This window comes from Rhizomicrobium sp. (assembly GCA_037200385.1).
GTDB lineage: Bacteria > Pseudomonadota > Alphaproteobacteria > Micropepsales > Micropepsaceae > Rhizomicrobium.
Window position 1 is genome coordinate 1,909,893 of record JBBCGL010000001.1, and the last position, 23,153, is coordinate 1,933,045.

Below are 23,153 nucleotides of genomic sequence, written 5' to 3' on the forward strand. Positions count from 1 at the left end.
CCCATTGGAAGCCCTCCACCATCAGTCCGCGTGACCGTCATGCGACTCCGGTAATGCCAAAGATCGGCCGGAACGGCTAGGCTCGCCGCCCATTCTGGAGGCGGCGATGATCCTGAAGCTCTGGCAGGTCGATGCGTTTGCGAGGAACGTGCTCGAAGGCAACCCGGCGGCGGTCGTACTGCTCGAGACCTGGATCGATGACGGGCTGATGCAGCGCATCGCCAACGAGAACAATCTCGCCGAGACTGCTTTCTTCGTACGCAAGGCACCCGGCCGATATCACCTGCGCTGGTTCACGCCGGAAGCGGAAGTCGATCTCTGCGGCCATGCCACGCTGGCCAGCGCCTGGCTGCTGTTCGATCGGCTCGAACCCGAATTGGAGGCCGTCGCCTTCGAGACGCGCTCGGGCACCCTGACGGTCGAGCGTGGGGACAATGGCCTGCATGTGATGTCCCTGCCCTCCGACCCCGTGGCCCCCTTTGACGCGACCGGACTGGCCGAGGAGATCGGCACGGCGCTGGACGCGCCGGCACCCGAGCGGATTCTGAAGGGCCGCTATCTCTTTGCCGTGTGGGACGATGCCCGGGTCGTGCGCGGTTTGCGCGGACCGGGCGACATCGCACGCGTCCTCCGCTCGCTGGGTCTCTGGGGCTTTATCGCCACCGCACCGGGCGATCAGGGTTATGACTTCGTTTCCCGCTTCTTCGCGCCGGACAAGGGCGTGCCGGAGGATCCCGTCACAGGTTCGGCGCATTGCGCGCTCACCCCCTATTGGGCGAAACGGCTCGGCAAGGCGACGCTCAAGGCGCGCCAAGTCAGCCCGCGCGGCGGCGACCTGGTCTGCACCGACGCGGACGGCCGCACGATCCTTTCCGGACCCTGTGCGCTGTACATGACGGCGGAGATAACGGTCTAGGCGTTGTCTTCGGTCGACGGGCCTTCGAGCGCCTCGTCGGTGTCGACGATGCCCTCGTCGAACTCGGCCATGCCATCCTCGAGATAATCTCCGAGCAGCGGCATGGACAGCAGATAGGTCGCCGGGCGCTTGCCGTGCTCGGCATAGGCGGTGTCGAGCGCTTCCTGCCAGTCCGCGATGTCGTAGGTGCCGCGGCCGATCCAGGCGAGCGCGATCAGTTCGATCCGCTGATCCTCGTTGAGGCCGCGGATGGCATCGAACAATTCGGCGCGGGTCGGATCATCGGCCTGGTCTTCGAGCACGTCGGTCGATCCGTCATCGGTCGGGTTGGAGCCCGAATCCGGATCCGAGACTTCCTCCTTCACGTCGAACTCGCGCGCCTTCTCGATGATGAAGGCGAGCTTGTCGCTCGGAATGGTCAGCGCGGGCGACCCGTCCTCGTCGGTCGTCTGCGGCACGGATGTGGTGTCTGCGTCGGCGCCGTTCTGCGGCATGGGGAATTATCCTGTTGTTCCCAACAGGAACGCCCGGCCGCACGTGCCGTTCCCTCAAGCTCAGGGCTTGCCGTCCCAGCCATATTTGAGGATCAGCGACAGCACCCAGGGATCGTTCATCACCGAGCGCACATCGTCCAGCTTCCAGCCGCCGCCGATCTTCTCGAAATAGAAGTGGATTTCGTTCGGCGTCTTCTCATTCTTGAACTTCGCCACCACGATCACGCGTCCGGCGGCCTCCTCGACATCGATCTTGGAGATGGCGGCGCCTGTGATCGTGCCGTCCTGGCCGTTCATCCAGAAATCGAAATCGAGACGGCCGACGCCGTCGCCCGCTTCCTTCTGCTCGAGCTTGAAGAGCGCATCCAACCGCGGCGTGTAGATGTCGTCGGGCTCGGGATGCCGTCCGACCGTCGTGGCGTAGACCGATCTCACGAAGACGACGGGATCGGCGATCTTCGTCGCAGCCGCATGTGCGGAGGTCGCGACAAGCGCGGCGGCGATAGACAAGATGGCGAATGATTTGTGACGCATGACAGCACCCCATTGTGTCGCAGGCGATGCTACGGAATTGACGGCGCGCATGCGACTCCCTAAAAGGATCGCGGGCCACGCCTCCCCAACGAGGCGCGAACATTCTGGAAGGAATGTCGATATGACCGGTGATACGCCGGCCGTGCGCCCTGCACGGCCTTTTTTTTCGTCCGGCCCCTGTGCCAAACGGCCGGGGTGGACGCCGGAAGCGCTGAACGGCGCATTGCTGGGGCGCTCGCATCGCTCCAAGCCCGGTAAAGCCAAGCTCAAGGACGCCATCGACCGCACCAAGACGCTGCTGGGGATTCCTGGGGACTATCGCGTCGGCATCGTGCCGGCTTCGGATACCGGCGCGGTGGAGATGGCACTATGGTCGCTGCTGGGCCCCCGGCCGGTCGACTGCTTCGCCTGGGAAAGCTTCGGCGAGGATTGGGTCACCGACACGCTCAAGCAGCTCAAGATCAAGGACAGCCGCGTTCTCAAGGCGGAATACGGCGAACTGCCCGATCTCACCAAGGCCGATCCCGCACATGACGTCGTGTTCCTGTGGAACGGCACGACCAGCGGCGTGCGGGTGCCGGATGCGGAGTGGATCTCGAAGGACCGCGAAGGCCTGACGATCTGCGATGCGACCTCGGCCGCGTTCGCGATGGACCTGCCGTGGGACAAGCTCGACGTCGTGACCTTCTCTTGGCAGAAGGTGCTCGGCGGCGAAGCGGCGCACGGCATGCTGGTGCTTTCGCCGCGCGCGGTCGCCAGGCTGGAGAGCTACACGCCGCCCTGGCCGATGCCGAAGATCTTCCGCATGACCAAGGGCGGCAAGATCGTCGACGGCATCTTCGAAGGCGAGACGATCAACACGCCGTCCATGCTGGCGCTCGAGGATTACCTCGACGCGCTCACCTGGGCGGAGGGCCTCGGCGGGCTGAGGGCGCTCATCGCGCGGTCGCAGGACAATCTCGGCGTGCTGGACCGTTGGATTCGCGAATGCGGCTGGGCCGACTTCCTGGCCCGCGAGCAAGGCGCGCGGTCGAACACCAGCGTGTGCCTCAAGATCGTCGATCCCTGGTTTGCCGGCCTGAGCCCGGACGCACAGGCGGATGCCGCGAAGAAGATCGCCTCGCTCCTCGAGAAGGAGGGCGTCGCATATGACGTCGCGGGCTATCGCTCGGCGCCGCCGGGCCTGCGGATCTGGTGCGGCGCGACCGTCGACAAGGAAGATCTCGAAGCCCTGACGCCCTGGCTCGACTGGGCCTGGTCCAAAGTGAAGGCGTCTTGACGGAGGGCCGCATGGCGTTCCTGCCGGAAAATCCGCTGGAAGAGACGCTGGCGCGGGCGGTGAGCGACCCGCTCGCGCGTCCGGAATTCTACCGGCTCCTGATGGAGAGCGAGCTCGTCGTGCTCGGCCGCGCGGCCGGAGAACCGCTGCAGCTGACCATTGCGGCGCTGCGCCACAACGGCCGCGAATATCTGCCGGCCTTCAGCGCGCTTTCCCGCCTGACGACCTTCGCCGGTGCGGGGCGGGAGCATTTCCGGATGCCGGCGCGCACGCTGTTCGAGACGACCAAGGGCGTCAATTTCACGCTCAATCCGAACTGCGCATGCGGCAAGCTGCTGACGGCCGCGGAGATCGCCTATTGGCTCGATCCTTCGGCGCGGGCGCGGCGCCGGTTGCGCGCGACGGAGGTGCGCCTTGCCGCCGCCCCGGCGCCGCCGCGCAAGCTGATCGACGCGCTCGGCATCTTCTTCCGGAATCGCGGCAGCGTCCTCGCCGCGCATCTGCTCGAGGCCGCGCCTCTCGACGGCAGCGAGCCGCCGCATCCGCTGATCGGAATCGAGACGACGGACAATTGGTCGAAGATCGCAGCCGAGGTGAGCGCGCTCGCCGCCGCGGTCTCGCCGGAGACGATCCTCGATCTCGTGCCGATCGACCGCGCCGAACCGCCGGAGAGCCTTTCCGGCCGGCTGGCGCAAACCCCGCCTTTCTATGCCCGGACACCCGTCCTGAATTGAGCCGAAGGAAACCGCCATGCCCCGCGTTCTGATCGCCGACAAGCTGTCGCCTGCCGCCGTCGCCATCTTCAAGGAGCGCGGCGTCGAGGCCGACGTGAAGACCGGGCTCGGCAAGGAGGAATTGCTCAAGATCGTCGACCAGTATGACGGCATCGCGATCCGCTCCGCCACCAAGATCACGGCGGACGTCATCAAGGCGGCGAAGAACCTGAAAGTCGTGGGCCGCGCCGGCATCGGCGTCGACAATGTCGACATTCCCGCGGCAACGGCCGCCGGCGTGATCGTGATGAACACGCCGTTCGGCAATTCGATCACCACGGCGGAGCATGCGATCTCGCTGATGCTGGCGCTGGCACGCGAGCTTCCGGCCGCCAACGCCTCCACCCAGGCCGGCAAATGGGAGAAGAACCGTTTCATGGGCGTGGAGATCACCGGTAAGGTGCTGGGCCTGATCGGCGCCGGCAATATCGGCTCCATCGTCGCGGATCGGGCCCGCGGTCTGAAGATGCGCGTCGTGGCTTATGATCCCTATCTGTCGGCGGAACGGGCGCAGGATCTCGGCGTCGAGAAGGTCGAGCTCGCCGATCTCCTGGCGCGCGCCGATTTCATCACGCTGCACGTGCCGCTGACGGCGGAGACCCGGAATATCCTGTCGGCCGACGCCATCGCCAAGACGAAGAAGGGCGTGCGCATCATCAATTGCGCGCGCGGCGGGCTGATCGACGAGGCGGCGCTGAAGGCGGCGATCGACAGCGGTCAGGTCGCCGGCGCGGCGCTCGACGTGTTCGAGGAGGAGCCGGCGAAGGAAAACCTCCTGTTCGGCAACGAGAAGGTGATCGCCACGCCGCATCTGGGGGCTTCGACGGCCGAAGCGCAGGAGAACGTCGCACTGCAGGTCGCCGAGCAGATTTCGGACTATCTGCTCACAGGCGCGATCACCAATGCGCTCAACATGCCGTCGATCTCCGCCGCGGAGGCCCAGAAGGTCCGGCCGTGGATCTCGCTGGCGGAAAAGCTCGGCTCCTTCGCCGGCCAGGTGACGGATACCAGCATCCTGGGCGTCGAGATCCTCTATGAGGGCACGGCCGCGGAACTCAACCAGCGCGCGCTCACGCAAGCCGCGCTCGCCGGATTGCTCAAGCCGACACTGTCGGGCGTGAACATGGTCAACGCGCCGATCGTCGCCAAGGAGCGCGGCATCAAGGTCAGCGAGACGCGGCGTCCGCGCCAGGGCATCTATGAAGGCTACATCAAGGTGACGGTCGATCTCGGCGGCACGACGCGCCGCGTGGCCGGTTCGGTTTTCTCGGACGGCCGGCCACGGCTCATCCAGGTCAAGGACATCAACCTGGACGCCGAATTCGCGCCGAACATGCTTTACGTCGTGAACGAGGACAAGCCGGGATTCATCGGCAAGCTGGGCACGCTGCTCGGCGACGCGCTGGTGAACATCGCGAATTTCAACCTGGGCCGCAGCGGCCCCGGCCAGGATTCGATCGCGCTGGTGGAAGTCGACGGACCGATCGGCGAGAAGGTGCTGGCCGACATCCGCAGCCTTCCGCTGGTGCGGCACGCCAAGGCGCTTGCGTTCTGATCAATACTGGACGAGTTCGACCACTATCATTTTTATCCCAGCCCATCAGTGTGGGACATGTACTACGTGGCCAAGGGAAAGCGCCGATGGCTCGATGCCAAGCCGCAAGCCACGATTCCAAAGCCCGGCTGGCTGGTCATCTACAATTTCGGGAAAGGCGCGGACCATGTCGGCATCGTCGAAAGCGCAACAGGAGCCTCCCTTTCCACCATCGAATTCAACACGACGACGGGACATGGCAGCCAGCGGGACGGCGGCAAGGTCGCCCGCCGGACGCGGCGGTACGACAAGACGGTAAAAGGGTTCATCAACACGACGGCCTAGGGTCCGTGCTCAATTGCCCTGAGTCATTCAAAGGCTTGTCATGGCCCGCCGGAGAGCGGGCCATCCCGTTGGTGCGCTCGTGCTTTCGACGATTGTGGCGGCGTCACCTGGATGGCCCGCTTTTGCGGGCCATGACAGTGACACTGCGAATCCCAATTGAGTCCGGACCCTAGCCGCCGCGGCGAATTTGTTACGCCGACGCGTCGCGCCCGCGCGAATCGCGAGGCGGTTTTCCGTCAGGAATCGCGACCAACCAACTTCGAGCGGATCGCCGATTCCGCGGAATGGTGATCCGCTCCAGGACTCTAAACCGTATCGAAGTACTGCACGTCCGGGCGGCCGGCCAGTGACGGGCCCATCTTCGGACCGATGGTGCGGAAGTGCTCGGACTTGCCATGCGCCTCCAGCGCGGCCTGGTCGGCATAGATCTCCATCACGACATAAGTCGTCGGCTCGCTCTTCGAGCGGCAGAACTGGTAGAGCGTGTTGCCGGGCTCGTTGGCGCGCACCGCGGCCATCATTTCATTTGCGACCGCCTCGAACGCCTCATTCGTGCCTTCCTTGATCTTGATGGTCGCAACGACGCCAATAGCCATAATGTCCTCCGATGGTTAGCCGGCGCAGACGGTAAACCGGACGTCGGCAAACCGCAAAGCGCCTTTATCCGCAATTAACCCGGCGGGCCGCATCCTCGAAACGCCGCGCCAGCGGCCTTCAAGGACGTGATGACCGCAGGTAGCCAGCGCCTCACAAGATCGCCCGATGAACACGAGCGCAAGCTCGTGCTGGATCAGCTGGGCCTTGCGCTGCGCAATCTTCGACCCAACGCCTATGTCATGCCGGTGCTGGCGGCGGTGATCTGCGTGATGTTCCACCAATGGATCGCGGCACCGCGCCTGGCCCTCTGGTTTTCCCTGGTCGTGCTGACCTGCACGCCGCTGGCCATCGTGGCGCGGCGGTTCCCCGAGAGACCGGCGACGCTGAAATCGCGGCGCCCGCTGATCGCCGCGGCGCTGGCCTACCTCGCCTATACGATCGGCTGGTCGTCGCTGGGCTTCTTCCTCTGGGTACCGCACAATGATTTGGCCAGCCTGATCGCCATCATGCTGATCGCATGCACGGCGGCGGGAAACGGTGCGCTGGTCGGCGCCTGCCGGCCGCTGACCCTCGTGTCCTATGGCAGCTACGGCACGGCGCTCGTGCTGACGCCCCTGCAGGGTAGCGGCCTCGTCTATCACGGCATCGCGGTGCTTTCGCTGATCTACATCGGCTACATGCTGTTCATGTCGCGGCAGATCTACCTCACGGCGCGCGACATGCTGCTGCTGAGCTACGAGAAAAACGACCTGATCGAGGCGCTGGCGCGCTCCAAGGCCGAGTCGGACAAGGCGCGGGAGGCCGCCGAGGGCGCGAGCCGTGCCAAGTCGCAATTCCTGGCCAATATGAGCCATGAGCTGCGCACCCCCTTGAATGCGATCATGGGTTTCTCGGAGATGATCACCTCGCGCATCTTCGCCGGCGCGCCGGAAAAACAATACGAATATGCCGGCCTGATCCACAGCTCGGGCGCGCATTTGCTGTCGCTGATCAACGACATCCTGGATCTGGCGAAGATCGAATCCGGAACCTGGCGGCTTCGCGAAAAGGACGTGGAGCTCGGCACGCTCATTGAGGACGCCTGCGCCATGATGCGGCCAAAGGCAGCCGCGGGCGGCTGCGCCCTTGTCACGGACGTGGCGCAAGAGCTTCCGACCCTGGTTTGCGATGAGCGCGCGGTGATGCAGATATTGCTGAACTTGACTTCGAACGCAGTGAAATTCACGCCGCCGGGAGGCCGTATCCTGGTCTTCGCGCGCGAAGAGCCGAACGGAGAAATCTGCCTGGGCGTGACGGACACCGGCGTCGGCATCGCGAAGAACGAACACGACCGCGTCTTCGAGAATTTCGGCCAGGGCCGCCACGACGTGGTCGCCAGCGACAGAGGCACCGGCCTCGGCCTCCCCATCGTCAAGGGCCTCGCCGAGGCGCATGGCGGGCGCATCGCGCTGCGCAGCGAACCGGGCGAAGGCACGACCGTGACCGTCTATTTCCCCGCAAGCCGCGTCAGCAAGGACACGGCGCTGAAAATCGCGTTCTGAACGAAAGTCCCGGAGACGAACGCGGCGCGCTCACTGCCCCTTGTAGATGCCCGGACGCTTGTCGAAGAACGCCGCAACCGCTTCCTGGTGATCGTCGGTCAGGTGGGCGAGCGCCTGATACGCGGCCGACATCTCCATGATGATATCGAAACTCACATTCTGCCCTTCGCGCATCATGCGCTTGGTCATGCGCAGCACGTCGGGCGGCTGGCGGCAGATCTTGGCAGCGAGGCCGCGCGCCTCGTCCATCAGCGATCCGGCGGGAACGACGCGGCTCACCAGACCCCAGGCCAGCGCCGTCGGCGCATCGATCGTGTCGCCGGTGAAGAACAATTCGGCGGCGCGGGCGTGACCGATGGTGCGCGGCAGGATCCACGAGCCGCCGTCGCCGGGCACGAGGCCGATCTTGAGGAAGGTCGCGCCGAACACGGCGTTGTCGGCGGCGATCCGCATGTCGGCCAGGCAGGCGACGTCGTTTCCCAGTCCGATCGCGGGGCCGTTGACCGCCGCGATCAACGGCACCTCCAGATTCCACAGGCTCTTCACGATCCGATGGATGCCGTTACGATAGCGTTCGCGAAGATGGACGCCCGCGCCGGCAAAGCTGCCCGAGCGTTCGCGCATCGCCTTCACATTGCCGCCCGCCGAAAACGCCGCGCCCGCGCCGGTCAGGATGGCGCAGCGAATCTCCCGGTCCGCATTGATGGCGGCGCACGCTTCGGCGAAAAGCGGTCCGTCGCCGTCCTCGCCGAGCGGATTGCGGCTCTCGGGCCGGTTGATCGTCAACGTCGCGACGGCGCCGTTCTTTTCCATCAGCAATGCGGGCATGTTTTCCTCGCCAAATATCGTGAACGGCGTTTTACCATCCTATTGCAGGCAAAGCGAAAAGTTCCGTTAAGAGATCGTACGTCATGCTCACGACCGGAAGTAGTGTTTCGGAGTCCGGGTCGGTGACCATTGCAGCCTTTGCGCGACCGACGGCTTCGGCTTTTGCCGAATTCCGCAGCGCGCTCCGGCGGTCGCTGCGTCCCAAAGATGCGGCCGATGTGAGACTGGTCGACGAGCAGCTGTCGCTGGCGCGCAATGCAAGCTGGGCAAACGTCTATGCCGGCCCGTTTGGTGCCGTCCTGATCGCCGGCTCCACGGCCCATCTCGTCCCCGTCTGGCGCTGGACCGGGTGGGCGCTGCTGGTAATCGTCGCATGCGCGGCGAGCGAATTGTACTACCGCCACTTGCTGCGCCGCGCCGATCATTCGGCGGCCGATGTCGGGCGCAGGGCACGGGTGCATGCCCGCCTGACGCTGCTGCAAAGCACGCTGTGGTGCGCCATGGCCGTGGCGTTGTGGACGCCGGACGATGCGCCACACCAGGGATTCCTCCTCCTGGTCCTTGCCTGTTCGCTTTCCAGCTGGAGCGCGACGGGCGCGTTCCATCTTGCCACCGCGGCCGTGGGGATGCCGGCCTATCTCGTCACGCTGGTCGCGCTGCCATTGGCGACCGGGCGGCCCGGGGGCGCGGCACTGGCCGTCCTCGCGGCCGGCTTCTGGCTGGTCATGCGCGTGCTCCTGATGGCGAACTACAATACGCGCGAGCGGATGATCCGGCTGGAGCAGGAGCGCACCGAACTGGTCGACGGCCTCAAGGCCGCGAAGGCGGAGTCGGACGCCGCGCGGCATCGCGCCGAGCTGGCCAGCACCGCGAAGTCGGCCTTCCTCGCCAATATGAGCCATGAGCTGCGCACGCCGTTGAACGCGATCCTGGGCTTTTCGGAGATCATCCATACCAAGGCGATGGGTCCCGACGCGGTCGATCAGTATGCCGAGTACGGCGGTTATATCCATGGCTCGGGCGAGCACCTGCTCTCGCTGATCAACGACATCCTCGACCTCGCGAAGATAGAAGCCGGGCGCCTGATGCTGCGCGAGGCCGAACTCGACATACGGTCCCTGATGGACGATGCGGCGAAGATGATGAGCACCAGGGCGATCGCGGGCGGCATTTCGCTTGCCGTCCATGTCGAGCGCGCCTTTCCGAACATCTATGCCGACGAGCGGGCGCTGCGGCAGATGCTGGTCAATCTGGCTTCCAACGCGATCAAATTCACGCCGCCGGGCGGCCGCGTCACGGCCTTCGCGAATGTCGCGCCCGACGGCGCGCTGTCCTTCGGCATCGACGACACCGGCATCGGCATAGCGACCGAGGATCATGCCAGGGTGTTCGAAAGCTTCGGCCAGGGCCGCCACGACGCGATCCTGGCCGACAAGGGCACGGGGCTGGGTCTTCCCATCGTGAAGGGCCTCGCCGAGGCGCATGGCGGATACGTGATGCTGCGCAGCGTGCCCAATGAAGGCACCCGCATCACCATCACCTTGCCGGCGGGGCGGGCACGGCAGCGCTTCAGGACCGCCGCCGAGCGCTCTCAGCTCAGCGCGGCATAGCGCTTGAGGTGGTGATCGATGTTGCCGAACAGCGTGTCGGCGAGCGTCAGGCGCTTGAAATAGTGTCCGACATTCAGCTCGTCGGTCATGCCGATGCCGCCATGGATCTGCACCGCCTGCTGGCCGACATAGCGGCCCGCCTTGCCGATCGTCACCTTCGCGGCTGAGGCTGCCTTGGCGCGCTCGGTCTCGCTCTCGCCGAGCCTGAGCGTGACCATCAGGGTGATCGAGACCGACTGTTCGTAGTTCACGAACATGTCGACCATGCGGTGCTGCAGCGCCTGGAACTTGCCGATCGGAACGCCGAACTGCTTGCGGGTCTTGGAATACTCGACCGTCGTGTCGACCAGCACCTTCATGGCACCGGTCGCGTCGGCGCAGACGGCGGCAATCGCTTCGTCCGTCACCTGTTCGACCAGCGGCAGGCCCGCGTCGGCGGCGCCGATGAGCGCCGTGGCCGGAACCTCGACGTTCTCGAAGGTGATCTCGGAAGCACGCAGGCCGTCGACCGTCGGATAGTCGCGGGTGGTGACGCCCTTGGCCTTCTTGTCGACCAGGAAGACGCTGATGCCGTTCCTGTCGCGCTGGCCGCCGGAGGTGCGCGCCGTGACGATGAGGGTGTCGGCCCAGGGCGCGCCGATCACGACGGCCTTCTGGCCGTTGAGCACATAGCCGGCGCCCTGCTTCTTCGCCGTCGTCGACAGGTCGGCGAGATTGTAGCGGCCTTTCGGCTCGGCGAAGGCGAAGGCCATCATGGTCTCGCCGGCGGCGATCCTGTTCAGCCACTCGGACTTCTGCGCCTCGCTGCCGGCCGCCTTGAGGAAGCCCGCGCCGATCACGACGGTGGGGATGTAGGGCTCGACGACCAGCGCCTTGCCGAATTCCTCCATGATGACGAGCGAATCGACGGGACCGCCGCCGAGACCGCCATGCTCTTCGGGGAGCGCCGCGGCGAGCAGGCCCAGTTCGGCGAATTGCTTCCAATGGCCGGCGTCGCGACCCAGCTCGGAGCGGGTGAATTTGCGCCACTGGTCGAACTTGTAATTGTCCGCGAGATATTTCGAAACGGAGTTGCGGAGAAGGGTTTGTTCTTCGGTGAAGGAGAAATCCATTGGTGCGTTTCCTAAATTGTCGCTGGGCGGTGCGGGGCGACCGCCCCCTCCACCGCCTTCGGCGGTCCCCCTCCCCCGCTTCGCGGGGGAGGATCAAATCGGTCAGAGGCCCAGCACAGCCTTGGCGATGATGTTGCGCTGGATTTCATTCGATCCGCCATAGATCGAAGTCTTGCGCATGTTGAAGTAATGGCCGGCTTCGCCGAGCGCGTAATCGGGACCGATGAATTCGTTCGCGCCCAGGGCCCGATCGTTGGGATAGGCGTAGTAGCCGATCGCCTCGACCGTCAGCTCTGTGATGCGCTGCTGGATCTCCGTTCCGCGGATCTTGAGGATCGAGCTCTCTGGCCCGGCCATCCGGCCTTTGGATTCGGCCGCCAGCGTGCGCAATTCGGTGAACTCCAGCGCCGCGAGATCGATCTCCAGATCGGCGATCTTGCGGGCGAAATCCTCGTCGTCGATCAGGGGCTCGCCGTCGATCCGTTCGGCGCCGGCGATCTCCTTGAGACGCTCGACCGCCTTCTTGGACCGCGCCACGCCGGCGATGCCGGAGCGTTCGTTGACCAGCAGGAACTTGGCGTAGGTCCAGCCCTTGTTCTCCTCCCCGACACGGTTCTCGACCGGCACCTTGACGTTGTCGAAGAAGACCTCGTTCACCTCATGCGCGCCGTCGAGCACGATGATCGGCTTGACCGTGATGCCCGGCGTCTTCATGTCGATGAGCAGGAAGGTGATGCCTTCCTGCTGCTTCACATTCGGGTCGGTGCGGACGAGGCAGAAAATCCAGTCGGCGAACTGCGCCAGCGTGGTCCAGGTCTTCTGGCCGTTGACGATGTAGAAATCGCCGTCCCGCACCGCCTTGGTGCGGAGCGATGCGAGATCGGAGCCGGAGCCGGGCTCGGAATAGCCCTGGCACCACCAATCCTCGCCGGAAAGGATGCGCGGGAGATACTTCTTCTTCTGCTCTTCATTGCCGTAGGTGAAGATCACCGGCGCGACCATGTTGAGGCCGAAGGGCAACGTCGTCGGCATCCCGGCGTCGGCGACTTCCTCATTGAAGATGTAGCGCTGGGTGACGTTCCAGCCGGTGCCGCCGTACTGCTTGGGCCAGAGTGGCGCGACCCAGCCCTTCTTGTAGAGCAGCTTGTGCCAGGCGAGGTAGTCCTCCTTGGTCCGGTTGGCGAGCTCGGGGGCGCCGACATCGGGAAGCTGCGGCCGCGCATCGGCGATGAAGGCGCGGACTTCCTGGCGGAAGGCTTCTTCTTCGGGGGAAAAGGTCAGGTCCATGGGCACTCCCGGCGGCTTATCGACATTTTGTCAGGCATGATAGCGAGCGCGACCGGCGCTTCAAGGGTGCAAAGCGCGACCGATGGCGCGGTCAGATCCGATCATAGCCGAAAGCGTCGAATTCCCCGGCAAAAGCCTCGTTGATGCGGGCGATCTGGTCGAGACGGAGGACGTCGCGCGGGTCGAGCGTGTCGGACATGGGGCCTTTCTTGGCGTGCGGCAGGGACGGCGGATCGTCGACCCCCAGGCTGCGGACAAAAGCCGTGAACTCCTCGCGCAGGGCGGCATAGCGCAAAGGCTGCGTGGCGAGCCGGCCGTCGGGAAGCCGGTAGCGGTCGATGTTGCGCGCGGCGAGGACGAGGCCCGTCTCGAAACCCTTGTCGATGGCGGACCGGACGTCTTCGGCGCGCGCGCGCATTTCGCCGCCGATGCGGTAGGCGCCATAGCTCAGTCGCATATTCGCCCACGAGATCACCTTGGCGTAAGGCGAACGCTCGATCGCGACGACGCGGTAGCCGTCCAGCGGCCGGGCGGCCTTCGCCAGCACCTCGCGCAGCATCATGTGGTTGTAGTAGACCAGCGGCGGTTGCTGCAGCGCCGCCAACTCGACCGGATGCGAGGCGGCGAGCCGCTCCAGATAGTCCGCTTCGGCCCTACGGTCGGCGGCGTAGTTGCGGCAGGCGCCGGCCGGCAGCCGCGCCAACTCGTCGATCGGCGAAATCGGCGTGACGATATCGTCCGGGCCGCAGAGCGGGGCGACCGCCATCTCGAAGCTGGTGCCGGCGACCTTCATGCCCTTGATGAAGATGAAGCGGTGCCGGTGCGAGAGGATCATACGACGAGTTCGGCGGGAAGGATGTCGCACATCAGATGGATGCGCGGGCTGTCGCTGTCGTTGTCGACCGCGTGGCGGCGGGTGTTGTCGAACTCGTAGGCGATGCCGGGCTCCAGATAGTGCGCGACGTCGTCGATGAAGAACTTGACGCCCGGATTGCTCACGACCGGCACGTGCAGGCGATGGACGAGGACGACGCCCGGCCCCCTGTCCTTGTGCGGCGCGACCTTCGCACGCGGCTTCAGTTCGGCGAGGAGCAGGCGGATGATCTGGCCGTTGTAGCGGCGGTTCAGCGTCTCGGCGCAGGCATAGGCGGCGCGCGTCAGGGCGGGCGGCGCCGGGTCGGAATGCAGCACGATCGCTTCCTGTCCGGGCTGCCAGGAATCGCTGATCCATTCGAAGATGATCGAACGGGTCTGGCTGTGCACCGCGTGCTTGGTCTGGCGATATGGGTTCACGTCCCACAGCGGCGACGCGGCGTCCGGCATCGCCGCGGCGATGTCGCCGACCGGATAGTCGAACAGCTCGATCAGGCGCTCGGGCAGCTTCATGCGCGTTGCTGGCGGATCGCTTCGTGGTGGCGGATGACCTCCTTGACGATGAAATTGAGGAATTTCTCCGCGAAATCGGGATCGAGCTTGGCGGTGTCCGCCAGCCGGCGCAGGCGGGCGATCTGCTGCTCCTCGCGCGCGGGATCGGCCGGCGGCAGGTCGTGCTTCGCCTTGTACTCGCCGACCGCCTGGGTGCACTTGAAGCGCTCCGCCAGCAGATGGATCAGAGCGGCATCGATATTGTCGATGCTGTCGCGCAGCCGGAGCAGTTCGGGATGTGGCGCGGTCATGGCAAAGGCCCCTGTTTCGAGGGCCCAGTCATAAGCAAGCCCTGGTTTGACGGCAACAGCCGGGGCATAAGGGCGGCAGCAAAACCATCGGAGGACCGCATGAAAGACCTGTTTTCGCTGGCCGGAAAGACCGCGCTGATCACCGGCGGCTCCAGAGGCATCGGCAAGATGATCGCCGAAGGGTTCCTGCATCAGGGCGCCAAGGTCTACATCTCGGCCCGCAAGGGCGGCCAGCTCGAGGAGACGGCGGCGGAGTTGTCGAAGATCGGGCCCTGCGTTGCGATCACCAGCAACGCCTCGGGCGCGGACGGCGCCAAGGCCATGGCCGAGGCCTATCTCAAGCACGAGCGGACCCTGGACATCCTGGTGAACAATGCGGGCGCGGCCTGGGGCGCCGATTTCGACGAGTTCCCCGAGAGCGGCTGGGACAAGGTCATGGACCTCAACGTCAAGACGCCGTTCTTCCTCACGCAGGCGCTGCACGGCGCACTGCGCGCGGCGGGCACCAAGGAGCGGCTGGCCAAGGTGATCAACATCGCCTCGATCGACGGCATCTCGGTCAACATGCAGGAGACCTACTCCTACGCCGCGTCGAAGTCGGGATTGATCCACCTGACCAAGCGCATGGCGATGCGGCTGATCAAGGACAACATCGCGGTGACCGCGATCGCGCCGGGCGCCTTCGCCTCCGACATGAACCGCGACGCGCGCGATCACGGCGATGCGGTGTCCAAGGGCATTCCGGCGCGCCGCATCGGCACGACGGAGGACATGGCGGGCGCCGCCATCTATCTCGCCTCGCGAGCGGGCGATTACGTCGTGGGCTCGACCGTGGTGGTGGACGGCGGCGTCAGCTATTCGCGGGGCTGACATGTCGATGCTCCGCGAGATCAAGCCGCATCCGCTCAATGTCGATTTTGCATGGTCGATGCCGCAGCCACAGGGCCTGCGCGCCCTGACGCCGGAGCAGTACCGGCAGTTCGACGCGCAGGGCTTCGTCAAGCTCGAGAGCGTGTTCTCGGCGGCGGAGATCGCGGCCGTCACCGCGGCGATCGATCCCCTGGAGCAGGCGGGCGAAGCGCATCTGCGCAGCCTGGGCGGCCGCATCTCGATCTCCGAGGCGGACGTCATCACCTTCACCACCCATATCGTCACCAAGTCGGAGACGCTGAAAGCCTTCGCGGCGCATCCCAGGATCAAGGACATCTGCCATGACCTGATCGGCGGCGGGGTGCGACTTTATTGGGACCAGTCGGTCTACAAGAAGACCGGCAAGGCGCAGGAATTCCCCTGGCACCAGGACAATGGCTACACCTTCATCGAGCCGCAGCAATATCTCACGCTGTGGATTCCGCTGGTGGATGTCGACGCGGAAAACGGCTGCCCCTGGATCGCGCCGGGGCTGCACAGGCGCGGCACGCTGGAACACTGGCTGACGCCGCTCGGGTTCAAGTGCCTCGAACAGGCCGAGGATGCGGTCTGCGTGCCAGCCAAGGCGGGCGACGTGATCGCGTTCTCCTCGCTGGCGCCGCACCGGACGGGGCCGAACCTGAAGACCGGGTCGGTGCGCAAGGCCTATATCCTGCAATATGCGCCGGAGGACGCTTACACGACGCGCAGCGGCGTGCGGGTGCGGCAGGACGATCCCGCGCGGCAGTTCAAGATCTTGGACGGCGGAATCTGAAGACCGCTAGATCGTGATCATTGTTTGCCGACCTCGGGGCGTTCTTCCGCGCTGTCGAACTCGAGCCACATCGCGTTGAGGACGGCGAAGGCGCAAGCGAAGCCGAGGCCCAGGATCCATGCGAAATACCACATGGCGCGCTCCTAATAGTGATGGTCGGTGATGTCGGCGGTCCGGACCGGGCCGCGCATCACGCGATAGACCCAGCCGGTATAGGCCAGGACGATGGGCAGGAAGAGGGCCGTCACGCCCAGCATGATCTCCAGAGTCAGCTTGCTGGACGAGGCGTCCCAGATGGTGAGGCTGGCATTCGGCTCGCTCGAGGAGGGCAGCAGGAAGGGAAAGAGCGCCAGGCCGGCCGTCGCGATGGTGGCGGCGCAGGCAAGACCCGAGCCGAGAAAGGCCAGCACCGGGCGCCGGCGCGAGACGATCGCGACGAGGGCGCCGGCAATGGCCAGCACCGGCGCGAACCACAACAGCGGATGGCCGCCGGCGTTGAGCAGCCAGCCGCGCGGCTGCAGCATCACCGTCTTGAGCATCGGGTTCGAGACGCCGTCATGCGGGATCCGCGATGCAATCACATAGCCGTCGAGCGCAAGGAGCCAGACGCCAGCCAGCGCGAAGAGCGCGATGAAGACGGCGGCCGCGACGGGCACGACGCTGCGGGCGCGCAAGGCGACCGGTCCGTCGGTCTTCAGGGCGAGCCAGGTCGCGCCGTGCAGCGTCAGCATCGCGAGGCTGACGAGACCGGCGACCAGCGGGAACGGGCGCAGCAGCGACAGCAGCGTGATCGTCGAATGGAAGCGCAGATCGCCGTCGAAGCCGAACGGCACGCCGAGGAAGAGATTGCCGAAGGCGACGCCGAAGATCAGGGCCGGCACGACGCCGGTGACGAACCAGGTCCAGTCCCACCAGGCGCGCCAGCGCGGATGCGCGACCTTGCTGCGATAGGTGATGGCCAGCGGACGGAAGATCAGCGCCGCCAGCACGGCGAACATCGCGAGATAGAATCCCGAGAAGGACGCGGCATAGAGCATCGGCCAGGCGGCGAAGATCGCGCCGCCGCCGAGGATGAACCAGACCTGGTTGCCTTCCCACACCGGGCCGATCGTGTTGACGACCTGCCGCCGCTCCAGGTCGCTGCGCGCCACGAAGGGGCTGAGGATGGCGCTGCCGAGATCGAAACCGTCGGTGACGGCGAAGCCGATCAGCAGGATGCCGAGCAGCGCCCACCAGATGAGACGGAGGAGTTCGTAGCTCATGGCGTCACCACCTCGCGGGCGCCGGCCGGGGCGACGGGGTGACCGATCGTCCCGTCGGGTCCAAGGCGGATATATTTCACCATCAGGTAGACGTCGGCGACGGCGAGGCCGGAATAGAAGAGGACGAAGCCGAGCAAGCTGAACAGGACGTTGTGGGCATCGGTGCCGGAGACGCCGAGGAAGGTGGGCAGCACGCCCTCGATCACCCAGGGCTGGCGGCCATATTCGGCGACGATCCAGCCGAGTTCGGCCGCGAGCCAGGGCAGCGGCAGGCTGAACAGCGCCGCGTAGAGGAAGAGCCGGTAGCGGTCGAGCCGGCGGGTGGCGGAGAAGTAGAACGCCGTGCCGAACAGCGCGATGAACCAGAATCCGCAGGCGACCATCAGGCGGAAGGACCAGAACAGCACCGGGACATCGGGAACCGTGGAGTCCGCCGCCCGCGCGATGTCGGCCGCGGTGGCGTTCTCGATATCGGGGCGGTAGCGCTTGAGCAGGAGCGCGTAGCCGAGATCGGCGACATGGGCGTCGAGCTGTTGCCGCAGAACCGCATTGCCGCGATCGCCGCGCAGCCTGGCCAGGGTCTCATAGGCGATGAGGCCGTTGCGGATGCGCTGCTGCGCGAGCTTCACGAGATCGTTGATGCCCGGGACCTGGCGATCGACCGAGCGCGTCGTGATGAGGCCCAGCACCCAGGGGATCTTGACCGCGTAGTCGGTCCTGCGGCCCGCGCGGTCGGGAATGCCGACCAGGGTGAAGGACGCCGGCGCAGGCTCGGTGTCCCACATCGATTCGATGGCGGCGATCTTCATCTTCTGGTTCTCGGACGCGGTGTAGCCGCTCTCGTCGCCCAGCACGACGACGCAGAGCGCGCCGGCGAACCCGAAGCTGGCGGCCACCGTCATCGAGCGCAGCGCGAGCGCGCGGTGGCGGCGGGCGAGAAGATAGAAGGCGCTGACCGCGAGCACGAACATCGAGCCGGTGACATAGCCGGCGGCGACGGTATGCACGAATTTGGCCTGTGCCACGGGGTTCAGCAGCACGGCGCTGAAATCGGCGACCTCCATGCGCATCGTGTCCGGATTAAACTTCGCGCCGACCGGAAACTGCATCCAGGCATTGGCGATGAGGATCCAGAGCGCCGAGAACTGGCTGGCGACGGCGACCGCGGCGGTGACCGCGAGATGGCCGACCTTCGAGAGGCGGTCCCAGCCGAAGAAGAAGAGCCCGATCAGCGTCGCCTCGAGGAAGAAGGCCATCAGGCCCTCGATCGCCAGCGGGGCGCCGAAGACGTCGCCGACATAGTGGGCGTAGTAGGCCCAGTTGGTGCCGAACTGGAATTCCATGGTGACGCCGGTGGCGACGCCCATGGCGAAGTTGATGCCGAACAGCGTGCCCCAGAACTTGACCATGTCGCGCCAGATGGTGCGGCCGGTCATCACATAGACGCACTCCATGATCACCAGGATCACGGAGAGGCCGAGCGTCAGCGGCACGAACAGGAAATGATAGAGCGCGGTGGTCGCGAATTGCAGGCGGGAGAGGACGACGATGTCCATTCAGCGGACTCCCATGATGTGCGCGCCGGTGGCGGCCGGCCCGTTCGGCGCATGCTGCGAGAAAAAGAGGAAATAGAGCGCGGCGAGAAGAACGAGCTTGGCGGCGAGCAAGGCGCCGATTTCCAAACCGAGACGGCGACGCGCGAGGATCATGCGCTCATTCCCTTCGGAACCATATCTTCTCCTTATGCGCGCGAAAGTCCATGCGCGGGCTGCCGCGCGCGGGAATGCCGCGACTGTTGAGCGGGGCGGTGGGGGATTGGGGCGGCACTCTGCTGTCCTCCCCGGCCGAGCAGGAGCGAGGCGAGTGCGAGGGGAAGGGGAGCCAGGCATCAAACACCGTGACGGTATCTCCCACCTGGGTCCCCTTCCCCTCACGCCGCTACGCGGCGTTCGGCCGGGGATGACAATGGTTCCTCTACGGAATTGCCGGCGGATGCTTTGTGGTTTGGTTCGGCGGGGATTCTCCTTAAACTCCCCGAAAATATCGGGAGCACGCTCATGTCCACCCCGCCGGTCACGGATGGCGACGATGTCATCGCGAATGCCGTCGAGCAGGCGCATCTGCCCAGCCTGATCGCGGCGCTGGTGCACGTCACCGGCGACGAGAGCCTGGTCACCGGCGAGATCAAGCCGGTCTACGATTTCTTCGGCGACGGCCAGGGCGGATTGACGGAGGCGCAGCGCGCCGACACCAAAGCGCGGGCGGTCGCGGCGCTGAAGGCGCTGCGCGACGGCAAGGCGGTCCCGGCCCAGCCCAATTCCGCGACCGTGCGCAAGATGATGAACTTCGTCGCGGGCGCGGACATCCCGGAGCGCTACGTCCCGTTCCTCGAAGAAGAGCTGGCGCTGACGGCGACCGACGTGAAGGCGGTGCCGACACTGGCGTCGCTGCCGGCGGCGAAGAAGGAAGACTTCCACGTCCTGATCATCGGGGCGGGGATGTCGGGCCTGCTGGCGGCGATACGGCTCAAGCAGGCGGGCATTCCCTATGTGATGGTCGACAAGAACACGGAGGTCGGCGGGACGTGGTTCGTGAACACCTATCCGGGCTGCCGGGTCGACAATCCGAACCATCTCTATTCCTACTCCTTCGAGCCGAACCATGACTGGCCCTATCACTTCTCGACCCAGCCCTTGCTGTGGAAATATTTCCAGGGCGTGGCGGACAAGTACGGGCTGAAGCCCGCGATCCGCTTCCAGACCGAGGTGATCGAGAGCGCCTATGACGAGGCGACGGCGCAGTGGCATACGCGGGTGCGCGCCGCGGACGGTAAAGAGGACACCATTGTCACCAATGCGGTGATCACCGCGGTAGGACAGCTGTCGCGGCCGCGCCTGCCGGACATCAAGGGAATCGAGAGCTTCAAGGGCCGGTCGTTCCACTCGGCGACCTGGGATCATTCCGTCGACCTGAAAGGCAAGCGCGTCGCGGTGATCGGCACCGGCGCGAGCGCCTTTCAGTTCGTTCCGGAGATCGCGCCCGATGCGGCGCGGCTCACCGTCTTCCAGCGCAATCCGCCCTGGCTGGGACCGACCGAAAACTACCATCACAAGGTCGACGAAGGTAAGAAGTGGCTGCTCAAGCACGTGCCCTTCTATGCCAAGTGGTACCGCTTCTGGCTGTTCTGGATGCTGACCGACGGCATCTATGAGTTCGTCAAGGCCGATCCGGACTGGACGGCGCGCAAGGACAGCGTGGGGGCGCAGAACGACATGCTCCGCGAGCTGCTCACGCAATACACGCACAGCCAGCTCGAGGGGCGCCCCGACCTGCAGGCGGCGGCGACGCCGAACTATCCGCCCGGCGGCAAGCGCAGCGTGCGCGACAACGGCGTGTGGCTGGCGGCGCTCAAGCGGCCGAACGTCGAGACGGTGACCGATCCGATCGCCGAGATCACGCCGACCGGACTCAAGACCCGGGACGGACGGAACTTCGAGGTCGACGTCATCATCTATGGCACCGGCTTCACCGCAAGCCAGTTCCTGGAGCCGATGACGTTCAAGGGCAAGGGCGGGATCGACCTGCACGCGCAATGGGCCGGCGATGCGCGGGCCTATCTGGGCATCGCGGTGCCGAACTTCCCGAACCTGTTCATCATGTACGGGCCGAACACCAACATCGTGGTCAACGGCTCGATCATCTTCTTTTCCGAATGCGAAATCCGCTACATCCAGGGCCTGCTCGAGCTGCTGCTGCGCTCCCATGCGCGCGCGATCGAGGTGAAGAAGGACGTGCATGACGCGTTCAACATCCGGGTGGACCAGAGCAATGCGCAGATGGCCTGGGGCGTGCCGCAGGTCACCTCCTGGTACAAGAACCAGAACGGCCGGGTGACGCAGAACTGGCCGTGGCCGCTGGTGGATTACTGGGATGCGACGCGCACGCCCAATCCGGCGGACTATGAACTCTCCGGCGCGCCGGACGCGAAGGTCGCGGCACAGTAGGAGACCCGCGGTGCATCTCATCGACGTCCTGCATGCGCGCAGATCCGTGCGCGCCTTCCGCCCCGATCCCGTCTCGCGCGAGACGGTGGAGGAACTGCTGCGGCTGGCGTCGCGGGCGCCATCGGGCACCAACATCCAGCCGTGGAACGTGCATGTCGTGGCGGGCGCGGTGCGGGCCCGGCTCGAGGCCGAAGTCCTGGCGCATCGCGACTCCAATCCGCCCGACGACCGCGCCGAGTTTCCGCGCACCGGCAAGCGCAAGGAGCCCTATGTCGGGCGCATGCGCAAGCTCGGCAAGGACATGTACTCCCTGATCGGCATCCCCAAGGGCGACCAGGCCGCGAACTGGGCGCAATGGGGCCGCAACTACAAATTCTTCGACGCGCCGGTCGGCCTGATCTTCACCATCGACAAGGATCTCGACGCGATGAGCTTCGTCGACATCGGGATGTTCATGCAGAGCTTCATGCTGGCGGCCAAGCTGCACGGCCTCGACACCTGCGCCCAGGGCGCGTGGAACAACTACTGGAGCGTGACGCGGCGGGTGCTGAACGTGCCGGAGGACGAATACATCCTCTGCGGCATCTCGCTGGGCTATGCCGACGAGGCGTCGCCCGTGAACACGCTGGTCTCGGAGCGCGAGCCGGTGGAGCGTTTTGCGACGTTCCACGGGTTTTGAGCCCCAACTCCTCGCGGGAGAGGCGAGGCAGGAACGAAACCTCTGTTGCCACCGTTATCTTCGGTGGGTTCCCACAAGGCCGTCTCATGTCCGCATTTACGCTCTATGTCGTCGGCTTCTTCGTCCTGCTGGCAGGACTGATCTATGCGGCCTTCCTGGTCCATGTTCCGCAGACCTGGATCATCGTGGGCGCGCTGATCGTGGTGGGACTGGGGATCATGTCCGCGGTGTCACACACCAAGCGGCGCGATCCGCCGAGCGTCGCGCCGGAGCCCTAGGACCTACCACACTTCCCTGAACGGCCTGATCTCGACGTTGAAGCTCCAGGCGCTCCTGTCCTGGTGCGCGAGGTGCCAGATCTCATCGGCGATCGCCGCAGGCTTGATGAACGCATCCGACGGCTTGGCCTTCAGCCGATCACGCGCCGACAGCGTGTCGATCACGGCGTCGATCACGACATAAGCCACATGCACGCCCTTGGGGCCCACCTCGCGCGCGATGGCTTCGGCGAGGATGCGCTGGGCGGCCTTGGTCGGCGCCAGTCCGGCCAGGTCGACGCGGCCGCGCCGGGCGCTCATGTTGCCCGTGACGATCAGCGCGCCGTCGCCCTTGGCGATCATGCCGGGGACGAAGCGTTGCGCGAGCGAGAGCAGGACCATCGTGTTGGTCTGGAAATTCTGGTTCAGGACCTCCGGCTTGAGGTCGAGGAAACTGCCGAACGTGCCGCCGACCGCGTTGTGGACCACGACGGAGGGGGCGCCGAGGTCGCGCTCGACGGCGTCGCAGGTTGCGGCGATCTGGGCCGGATCGGTCACGTCGCAAGGATAGGCGCTGGTACCGGGCACCGTCCGTTCGAGGGCCACGAGCCGTTCGGCGACGCGGGCGAGCATCGCGACCTTGTAGCCGCCGGCCGCGAAACGACGGGCCAGTGCGGCGCCGGTTCCAGGCCCCACGCCGGCGATGAGGCAGACTTTATCAGACATGCAGGTCTCCAATAG

General features: G+C 65.6%; 26 protein-coding genes. 12 read left to right on the plus strand and 14 right to left on the minus strand.

The genetic code is table 11. The annotated features are described in order from the left end of the window. Window positions 1-106: 106 nt before the first annotated feature. Entirely contained in the window at window positions 107-916 is an 810-nt protein-coding gene (locus tag WDM91_08995; GenBank protein ID MEI9994716.1) for a PhzF family phenazine biosynthesis protein, read from the plus strand. Here the strand turns inward: WDM91_08995 and WDM91_09000 are convergent. Continuing rightward, window positions 913-1,410, minus strand: coding sequence for a DUF3775 domain-containing protein (locus WDM91_09000; protein ID MEI9994717.1), 498 nt, complete (start codon window positions 1,408-1,410; stop codon window positions 913-915). The two genes, WDM91_08995 and WDM91_09000, sit on opposite strands and share 4 nt — an antisense overlap. A 60-nt stretch (window positions 1,411-1,470) precedes the next feature. Then, on the minus strand, window positions 1,471-1,944 hold the full coding sequence (locus WDM91_09005) for a hypothetical protein (GenBank protein ID MEI9994718.1): 474 nt from the start codon (window positions 1,942-1,944) through the stop codon (window positions 1,471-1,473). Between the two features lie 121 nt (window positions 1,945-2,065). On the opposite strand from WDM91_09005, the gene WDM91_09010 reads away from it, so the two are divergent. From WDM91_09010 to WDM91_09025, 4 genes are all read left to right on the plus strand, one after another. Beyond that, window positions 2,066-3,223: a phosphoserine transaminase gene (locus WDM91_09010; protein ID MEI9994719.1), complete on the plus strand. Its 1,158-nt coding sequence runs from the start codon at window positions 2,066-2,068 to the stop codon at window positions 3,221-3,223. An 11-nt stretch (window positions 3,224-3,234) separates the two neighbouring features. After that, window positions 3,235-3,957, plus strand: coding sequence for an enhanced serine sensitivity protein SseB C-terminal domain-containing protein (locus WDM91_09015; protein ID MEI9994720.1), 723 nt, complete (start codon window positions 3,235-3,237; stop codon window positions 3,955-3,957). 16 nt (window positions 3,958-3,973) lie between these two features. Then, the gene (gene serA / locus WDM91_09020) at window positions 3,974-5,551 is read left to right on the plus strand and encodes a phosphoglycerate dehydrogenase (protein MEI9994721.1); all 1,578 of its coding nucleotides are present in this window, start codon (window positions 3,974-3,976) and stop codon (window positions 5,549-5,551) included. Between the two features lie 66 nt (window positions 5,552-5,617). Then, complete coding sequence (locus tag WDM91_09025) at window positions 5,618-5,875, plus strand: CHAP domain-containing protein (protein ID MEI9994722.1); 258 nt, start codon at window positions 5,618-5,620, stop codon at window positions 5,873-5,875. Between the two features lie 305 nt (window positions 5,876-6,180). Here the strand turns inward: WDM91_09025 and WDM91_09030 are convergent, their stop codons facing one another. After that, complete coding sequence (locus WDM91_09030; GenBank protein ID MEI9994723.1) at window positions 6,181-6,471, minus strand: putative quinol monooxygenase; 291 nt, start codon at window positions 6,469-6,471, stop codon at window positions 6,181-6,183. Between the two features lie 129 nt (window positions 6,472-6,600). Between WDM91_09030 and WDM91_09035 the strand changes: the two genes are divergently transcribed. Further along, a complete protein-coding gene (locus WDM91_09035; protein MEI9994724.1) occupies window positions 6,601-8,013 on the plus strand; it encodes a HAMP domain-containing sensor histidine kinase in 1,413 nt (470 codons plus the stop codon). A 30-nt stretch (window positions 8,014-8,043) separates the two neighbouring features. Here the strand turns inward: WDM91_09035 and WDM91_09040 are convergent, their stop codons facing one another. Beyond that, entirely contained in the window at window positions 8,044-8,841 is a 798-nt protein-coding gene (locus tag WDM91_09040) for a crotonase/enoyl-CoA hydratase family protein (protein ID MEI9994725.1), read from the minus strand. Window positions 8,842-8,963: 122 nt separating this feature from the next. On the opposite strand from WDM91_09040, the gene WDM91_09045 reads away from it, so the two are divergent. Next, on the plus strand, window positions 8,964-10,451 hold the full coding sequence (locus WDM91_09045; protein ID MEI9994726.1) for an ATP-binding protein: 1,488 nt from the start codon (window positions 8,964-8,966) through the stop codon (window positions 10,449-10,451). Here WDM91_09045 and WDM91_09050 read toward each other — a convergent pair. From WDM91_09050 to WDM91_09070, 5 genes are all read right to left on the minus strand, one after another. Then, complete coding sequence (locus tag WDM91_09050) at window positions 10,433-11,563, minus strand: acyl-CoA dehydrogenase family protein (protein MEI9994727.1); 1,131 nt, start codon at window positions 11,561-11,563, stop codon at window positions 10,433-10,435. The genes WDM91_09045 and WDM91_09050 overlap by 19 nt on opposite strands. Window positions 11,564-11,665: 102 nt before the next feature. Continuing rightward, window positions 11,666-12,850: an acyl-CoA dehydrogenase family protein gene (locus WDM91_09055; GenBank protein ID MEI9994728.1), complete on the minus strand. Its 1,185-nt coding sequence runs from the start codon at window positions 12,848-12,850 to the stop codon at window positions 11,666-11,668. Window positions 12,851-12,941: 91 nt separating this feature from the next. Then, window positions 12,942-13,685, minus strand: coding sequence for a hypothetical protein (locus WDM91_09060; GenBank protein MEI9994729.1), 744 nt, complete (start codon window positions 13,683-13,685; stop codon window positions 12,942-12,944). After that, entirely contained in the window at window positions 13,682-14,236 is a 555-nt protein-coding gene (locus WDM91_09065) for an aspartyl/asparaginyl beta-hydroxylase domain-containing protein (protein MEI9994730.1), read from the minus strand. The genes WDM91_09060 and WDM91_09065 overlap by 4 nt, the downstream gene beginning before the upstream one ends. Further along, window positions 14,233-14,526 carry a chorismate mutase gene (locus tag WDM91_09070; protein ID MEI9994731.1) on the minus strand — a complete coding sequence of 98 codons (294 nt, stop codon included), beginning with the start codon at window positions 14,524-14,526 and terminating at the stop codon, window positions 14,233-14,235. Before WDM91_09070 ends, WDM91_09065 begins: the two co-directional genes overlap by 4 nt. A 99-nt stretch (window positions 14,527-14,625) precedes the next feature. Here WDM91_09070 and WDM91_09075 point away from each other — a divergent pair, with 99 nt between their 5' ends. Together WDM91_09075 and WDM91_09080 are read left to right on the plus strand one after the other, a co-directional pair. Continuing rightward, the gene (locus WDM91_09075) at window positions 14,626-15,396 is read left to right on the plus strand and encodes an SDR family oxidoreductase (protein ID MEI9994732.1); all 771 of its coding nucleotides are present in this window, start codon (window positions 14,626-14,628) and stop codon (window positions 15,394-15,396) included. Window position 15,397: 1 nt separating this feature from the next. Beyond that, window positions 15,398-16,210, plus strand: a complete 813-nt coding sequence (locus tag WDM91_09080; GenBank protein ID MEI9994733.1) for a phytanoyl-CoA dioxygenase family protein — start codon at window positions 15,398-15,400, stop codon at window positions 16,208-16,210. A gap of 17 nt (window positions 16,211-16,227) precedes the next feature. Here WDM91_09080 and cydX read toward each other — a convergent pair whose 3' ends face one another. The 4 genes from cydX to cydP are packed head-to-tail and all read right to left on the minus strand — an operon-like array spanning window position 16,228 to window position 19,181. Continuing rightward, complete coding sequence (gene cydX / locus WDM91_09085) at window positions 16,228-16,344, minus strand: cytochrome bd-I oxidase subunit CydX (protein ID MEI9994734.1); 117 nt, start codon at window positions 16,342-16,344, stop codon at window positions 16,228-16,230. 9 nt (window positions 16,345-16,353) lie between these two features. Continuing rightward, window positions 16,354-17,472: a cytochrome d ubiquinol oxidase subunit II gene (gene cydB, locus WDM91_09090; protein ID MEI9994735.1), complete on the minus strand. Its 1,119-nt coding sequence runs from the start codon at window positions 17,470-17,472 to the stop codon at window positions 16,354-16,356. Beyond that, the gene (locus WDM91_09095; GenBank protein MEI9994736.1) at window positions 17,469-19,028 is read right to left on the minus strand and encodes a cytochrome ubiquinol oxidase subunit I; all 1,560 of its coding nucleotides are present in this window, start codon (window positions 19,026-19,028) and stop codon (window positions 17,469-17,471) included. Before WDM91_09095 ends, cydB begins: the two co-directional genes overlap by 4 nt. Beyond that, on the minus strand, window positions 19,029-19,181 hold the full coding sequence (cydP, locus tag WDM91_09100; protein MEI9994737.1) for a cytochrome oxidase putative small subunit CydP: 153 nt from the start codon (window positions 19,179-19,181) through the stop codon (window positions 19,029-19,031). A 348-nt stretch (window positions 19,182-19,529) separates the two neighbouring features. On the opposite strand from cydP, the gene WDM91_09105 reads away from it, so the two are divergent. The 3 genes from WDM91_09105 to WDM91_09115 all read left to right on the plus strand — a co-directional run bounded on the left by WDM91_09105 (window position 19,530) and on the right by WDM91_09115 (window position 22,433). Further along, window positions 19,530-21,476 carry an NAD(P)/FAD-dependent oxidoreductase gene (locus WDM91_09105; GenBank protein MEI9994738.1) on the plus strand — a complete coding sequence of 649 codons (1,947 nt, stop codon included), beginning with the start codon at window positions 19,530-19,532 and terminating at the stop codon, window positions 21,474-21,476. Window positions 21,477-21,486: 10 nt separating this feature from the next. Then, a complete protein-coding gene (locus tag WDM91_09110) occupies window positions 21,487-22,155 on the plus strand; it encodes a nitroreductase (GenBank protein ID MEI9994739.1) in 669 nt (222 codons plus the stop codon). Window positions 22,156-22,241: 86 nt separating this feature from the next. Continuing rightward, on the plus strand, window positions 22,242-22,433 hold the full coding sequence (locus tag WDM91_09115) for a hypothetical protein (GenBank protein MEI9994740.1): 192 nt from the start codon (window positions 22,242-22,244) through the stop codon (window positions 22,431-22,433). Between the two features lie 3 nt (window positions 22,434-22,436). Here the strand turns inward: WDM91_09115 and WDM91_09120 are convergent, their stop codons facing one another. After that, the gene (locus WDM91_09120; protein ID MEI9994741.1) at window positions 22,437-23,138 is read right to left on the minus strand and encodes an SDR family NAD(P)-dependent oxidoreductase; all 702 of its coding nucleotides are present in this window, start codon (window positions 23,136-23,138) and stop codon (window positions 22,437-22,439) included. Between the last annotated feature and the right edge of the window lie 15 nt (window positions 23,139-23,153).

Excerpts from the sequence above, each read along its gene's own strand:
- WDM91_09105 (MEI9994738.1), top strand. The coding sequence starts at position 19,530 with ATGTCCACCCCGCCGGTCACGGATGGCGACGATGTCATCGCGAATGCC.
- WDM91_09055 (MEI9994728.1), bottom strand. The coding sequence starts at position 12,850 with ATGGACCTGACCTTTTCCCCCGAAGAAGAAGCCTTCCGCCAGGAAGTC.
- WDM91_09075 (MEI9994732.1), top strand. The coding sequence starts at position 14,626 with ATGAAAGACCTGTTTTCGCTGGCCGGAAAGACCGCGCTGATCACCGGC.
- WDM91_09070 (MEI9994731.1), bottom strand. The coding sequence starts at position 14,526 with ATGACCGCGCCACATCCCGAACTGCTCCGGCTGCGCGACAGCATCGAC.
- WDM91_09115 (MEI9994740.1), top strand. The coding sequence starts at position 22,242 with ATGTCCGCATTTACGCTCTATGTCGTCGGCTTCTTCGTCCTGCTGGCA.
- WDM91_09035 (MEI9994724.1), top strand. The coding sequence starts at position 6,601 with ATGACCGCAGGTAGCCAGCGCCTCACAAGATCGCCCGATGAACACGAG.
- WDM91_09120 (MEI9994741.1), bottom strand. The coding sequence starts at position 23,138 with ATGTCTGATAAAGTCTGCCTCATCGCCGGCGTGGGGCCTGGAACCGGC.
- WDM91_09050 (MEI9994727.1), bottom strand. The coding sequence starts at position 11,563 with ATGGATTTCTCCTTCACCGAAGAACAAACCCTTCTCCGCAACTCCGTT.
- WDM91_09095 (MEI9994736.1), bottom strand. The coding sequence starts at position 19,028 with ATGGACATCGTCGTCCTCTCCCGCCTGCAATTCGCGACCACCGCGCTC.
- WDM91_09005 (MEI9994718.1), bottom strand. The coding sequence starts at position 1,944 with ATGCGTCACAAATCATTCGCCATCTTGTCTATCGCCGCCGCGCTTGTC.
- WDM91_09060 (MEI9994729.1), bottom strand. The coding sequence starts at position 13,685 with ATGATCCTCTCGCACCGGCACCGCTTCATCTTCATCAAGGGCATGAAG.
- WDM91_09010 (MEI9994719.1), top strand. The coding sequence starts at position 2,066 with ATGACCGGTGATACGCCGGCCGTGCGCCCTGCACGGCCTTTTTTTTCG.
- serA (MEI9994721.1), top strand. The coding sequence starts at position 3,974 with ATGCCCCGCGTTCTGATCGCCGACAAGCTGTCGCCTGCCGCCGTCGCC.
- cydX (MEI9994734.1), bottom strand. The coding sequence starts at position 16,344 with ATGTGGTATTTCGCATGGATCCTGGGCCTCGGCTTCGCTTGCGCCTTC.
- WDM91_09080 (MEI9994733.1), top strand. The coding sequence starts at position 15,398 with ATGTCGATGCTCCGCGAGATCAAGCCGCATCCGCTCAATGTCGATTTT.
- WDM91_09015 (MEI9994720.1), top strand. The coding sequence starts at position 3,235 with ATGGCGTTCCTGCCGGAAAATCCGCTGGAAGAGACGCTGGCGCGGGCG.
- WDM91_09065 (MEI9994730.1), bottom strand. The coding sequence starts at position 14,236 with ATGAAGCTGCCCGAGCGCCTGATCGAGCTGTTCGACTATCCGGTCGGC.
- cydP (MEI9994737.1), bottom strand. The coding sequence starts at position 19,181 with ATGATCCTCGCGCGTCGCCGTCTCGGTTTGGAAATCGGCGCCTTGCTC.
- WDM91_09040 (MEI9994725.1), bottom strand. The coding sequence starts at position 8,841 with ATGCCCGCATTGCTGATGGAAAAGAACGGCGCCGTCGCGACGTTGACG.
- WDM91_08995 (MEI9994716.1), top strand. The coding sequence starts at position 107 with ATGATCCTGAAGCTCTGGCAGGTCGATGCGTTTGCGAGGAACGTGCTC.
- cydB (MEI9994735.1), bottom strand. The coding sequence starts at position 17,472 with ATGAGCTACGAACTCCTCCGTCTCATCTGGTGGGCGCTGCTCGGCATC.
- WDM91_09030 (MEI9994723.1), bottom strand. The coding sequence starts at position 6,471 with ATGGCTATTGGCGTCGTTGCGACCATCAAGATCAAGGAAGGCACGAAT.
- WDM91_09000 (MEI9994717.1), bottom strand. The coding sequence starts at position 1,410 with ATGCCGCAGAACGGCGCCGACGCAGACACCACATCCGTGCCGCAGACG.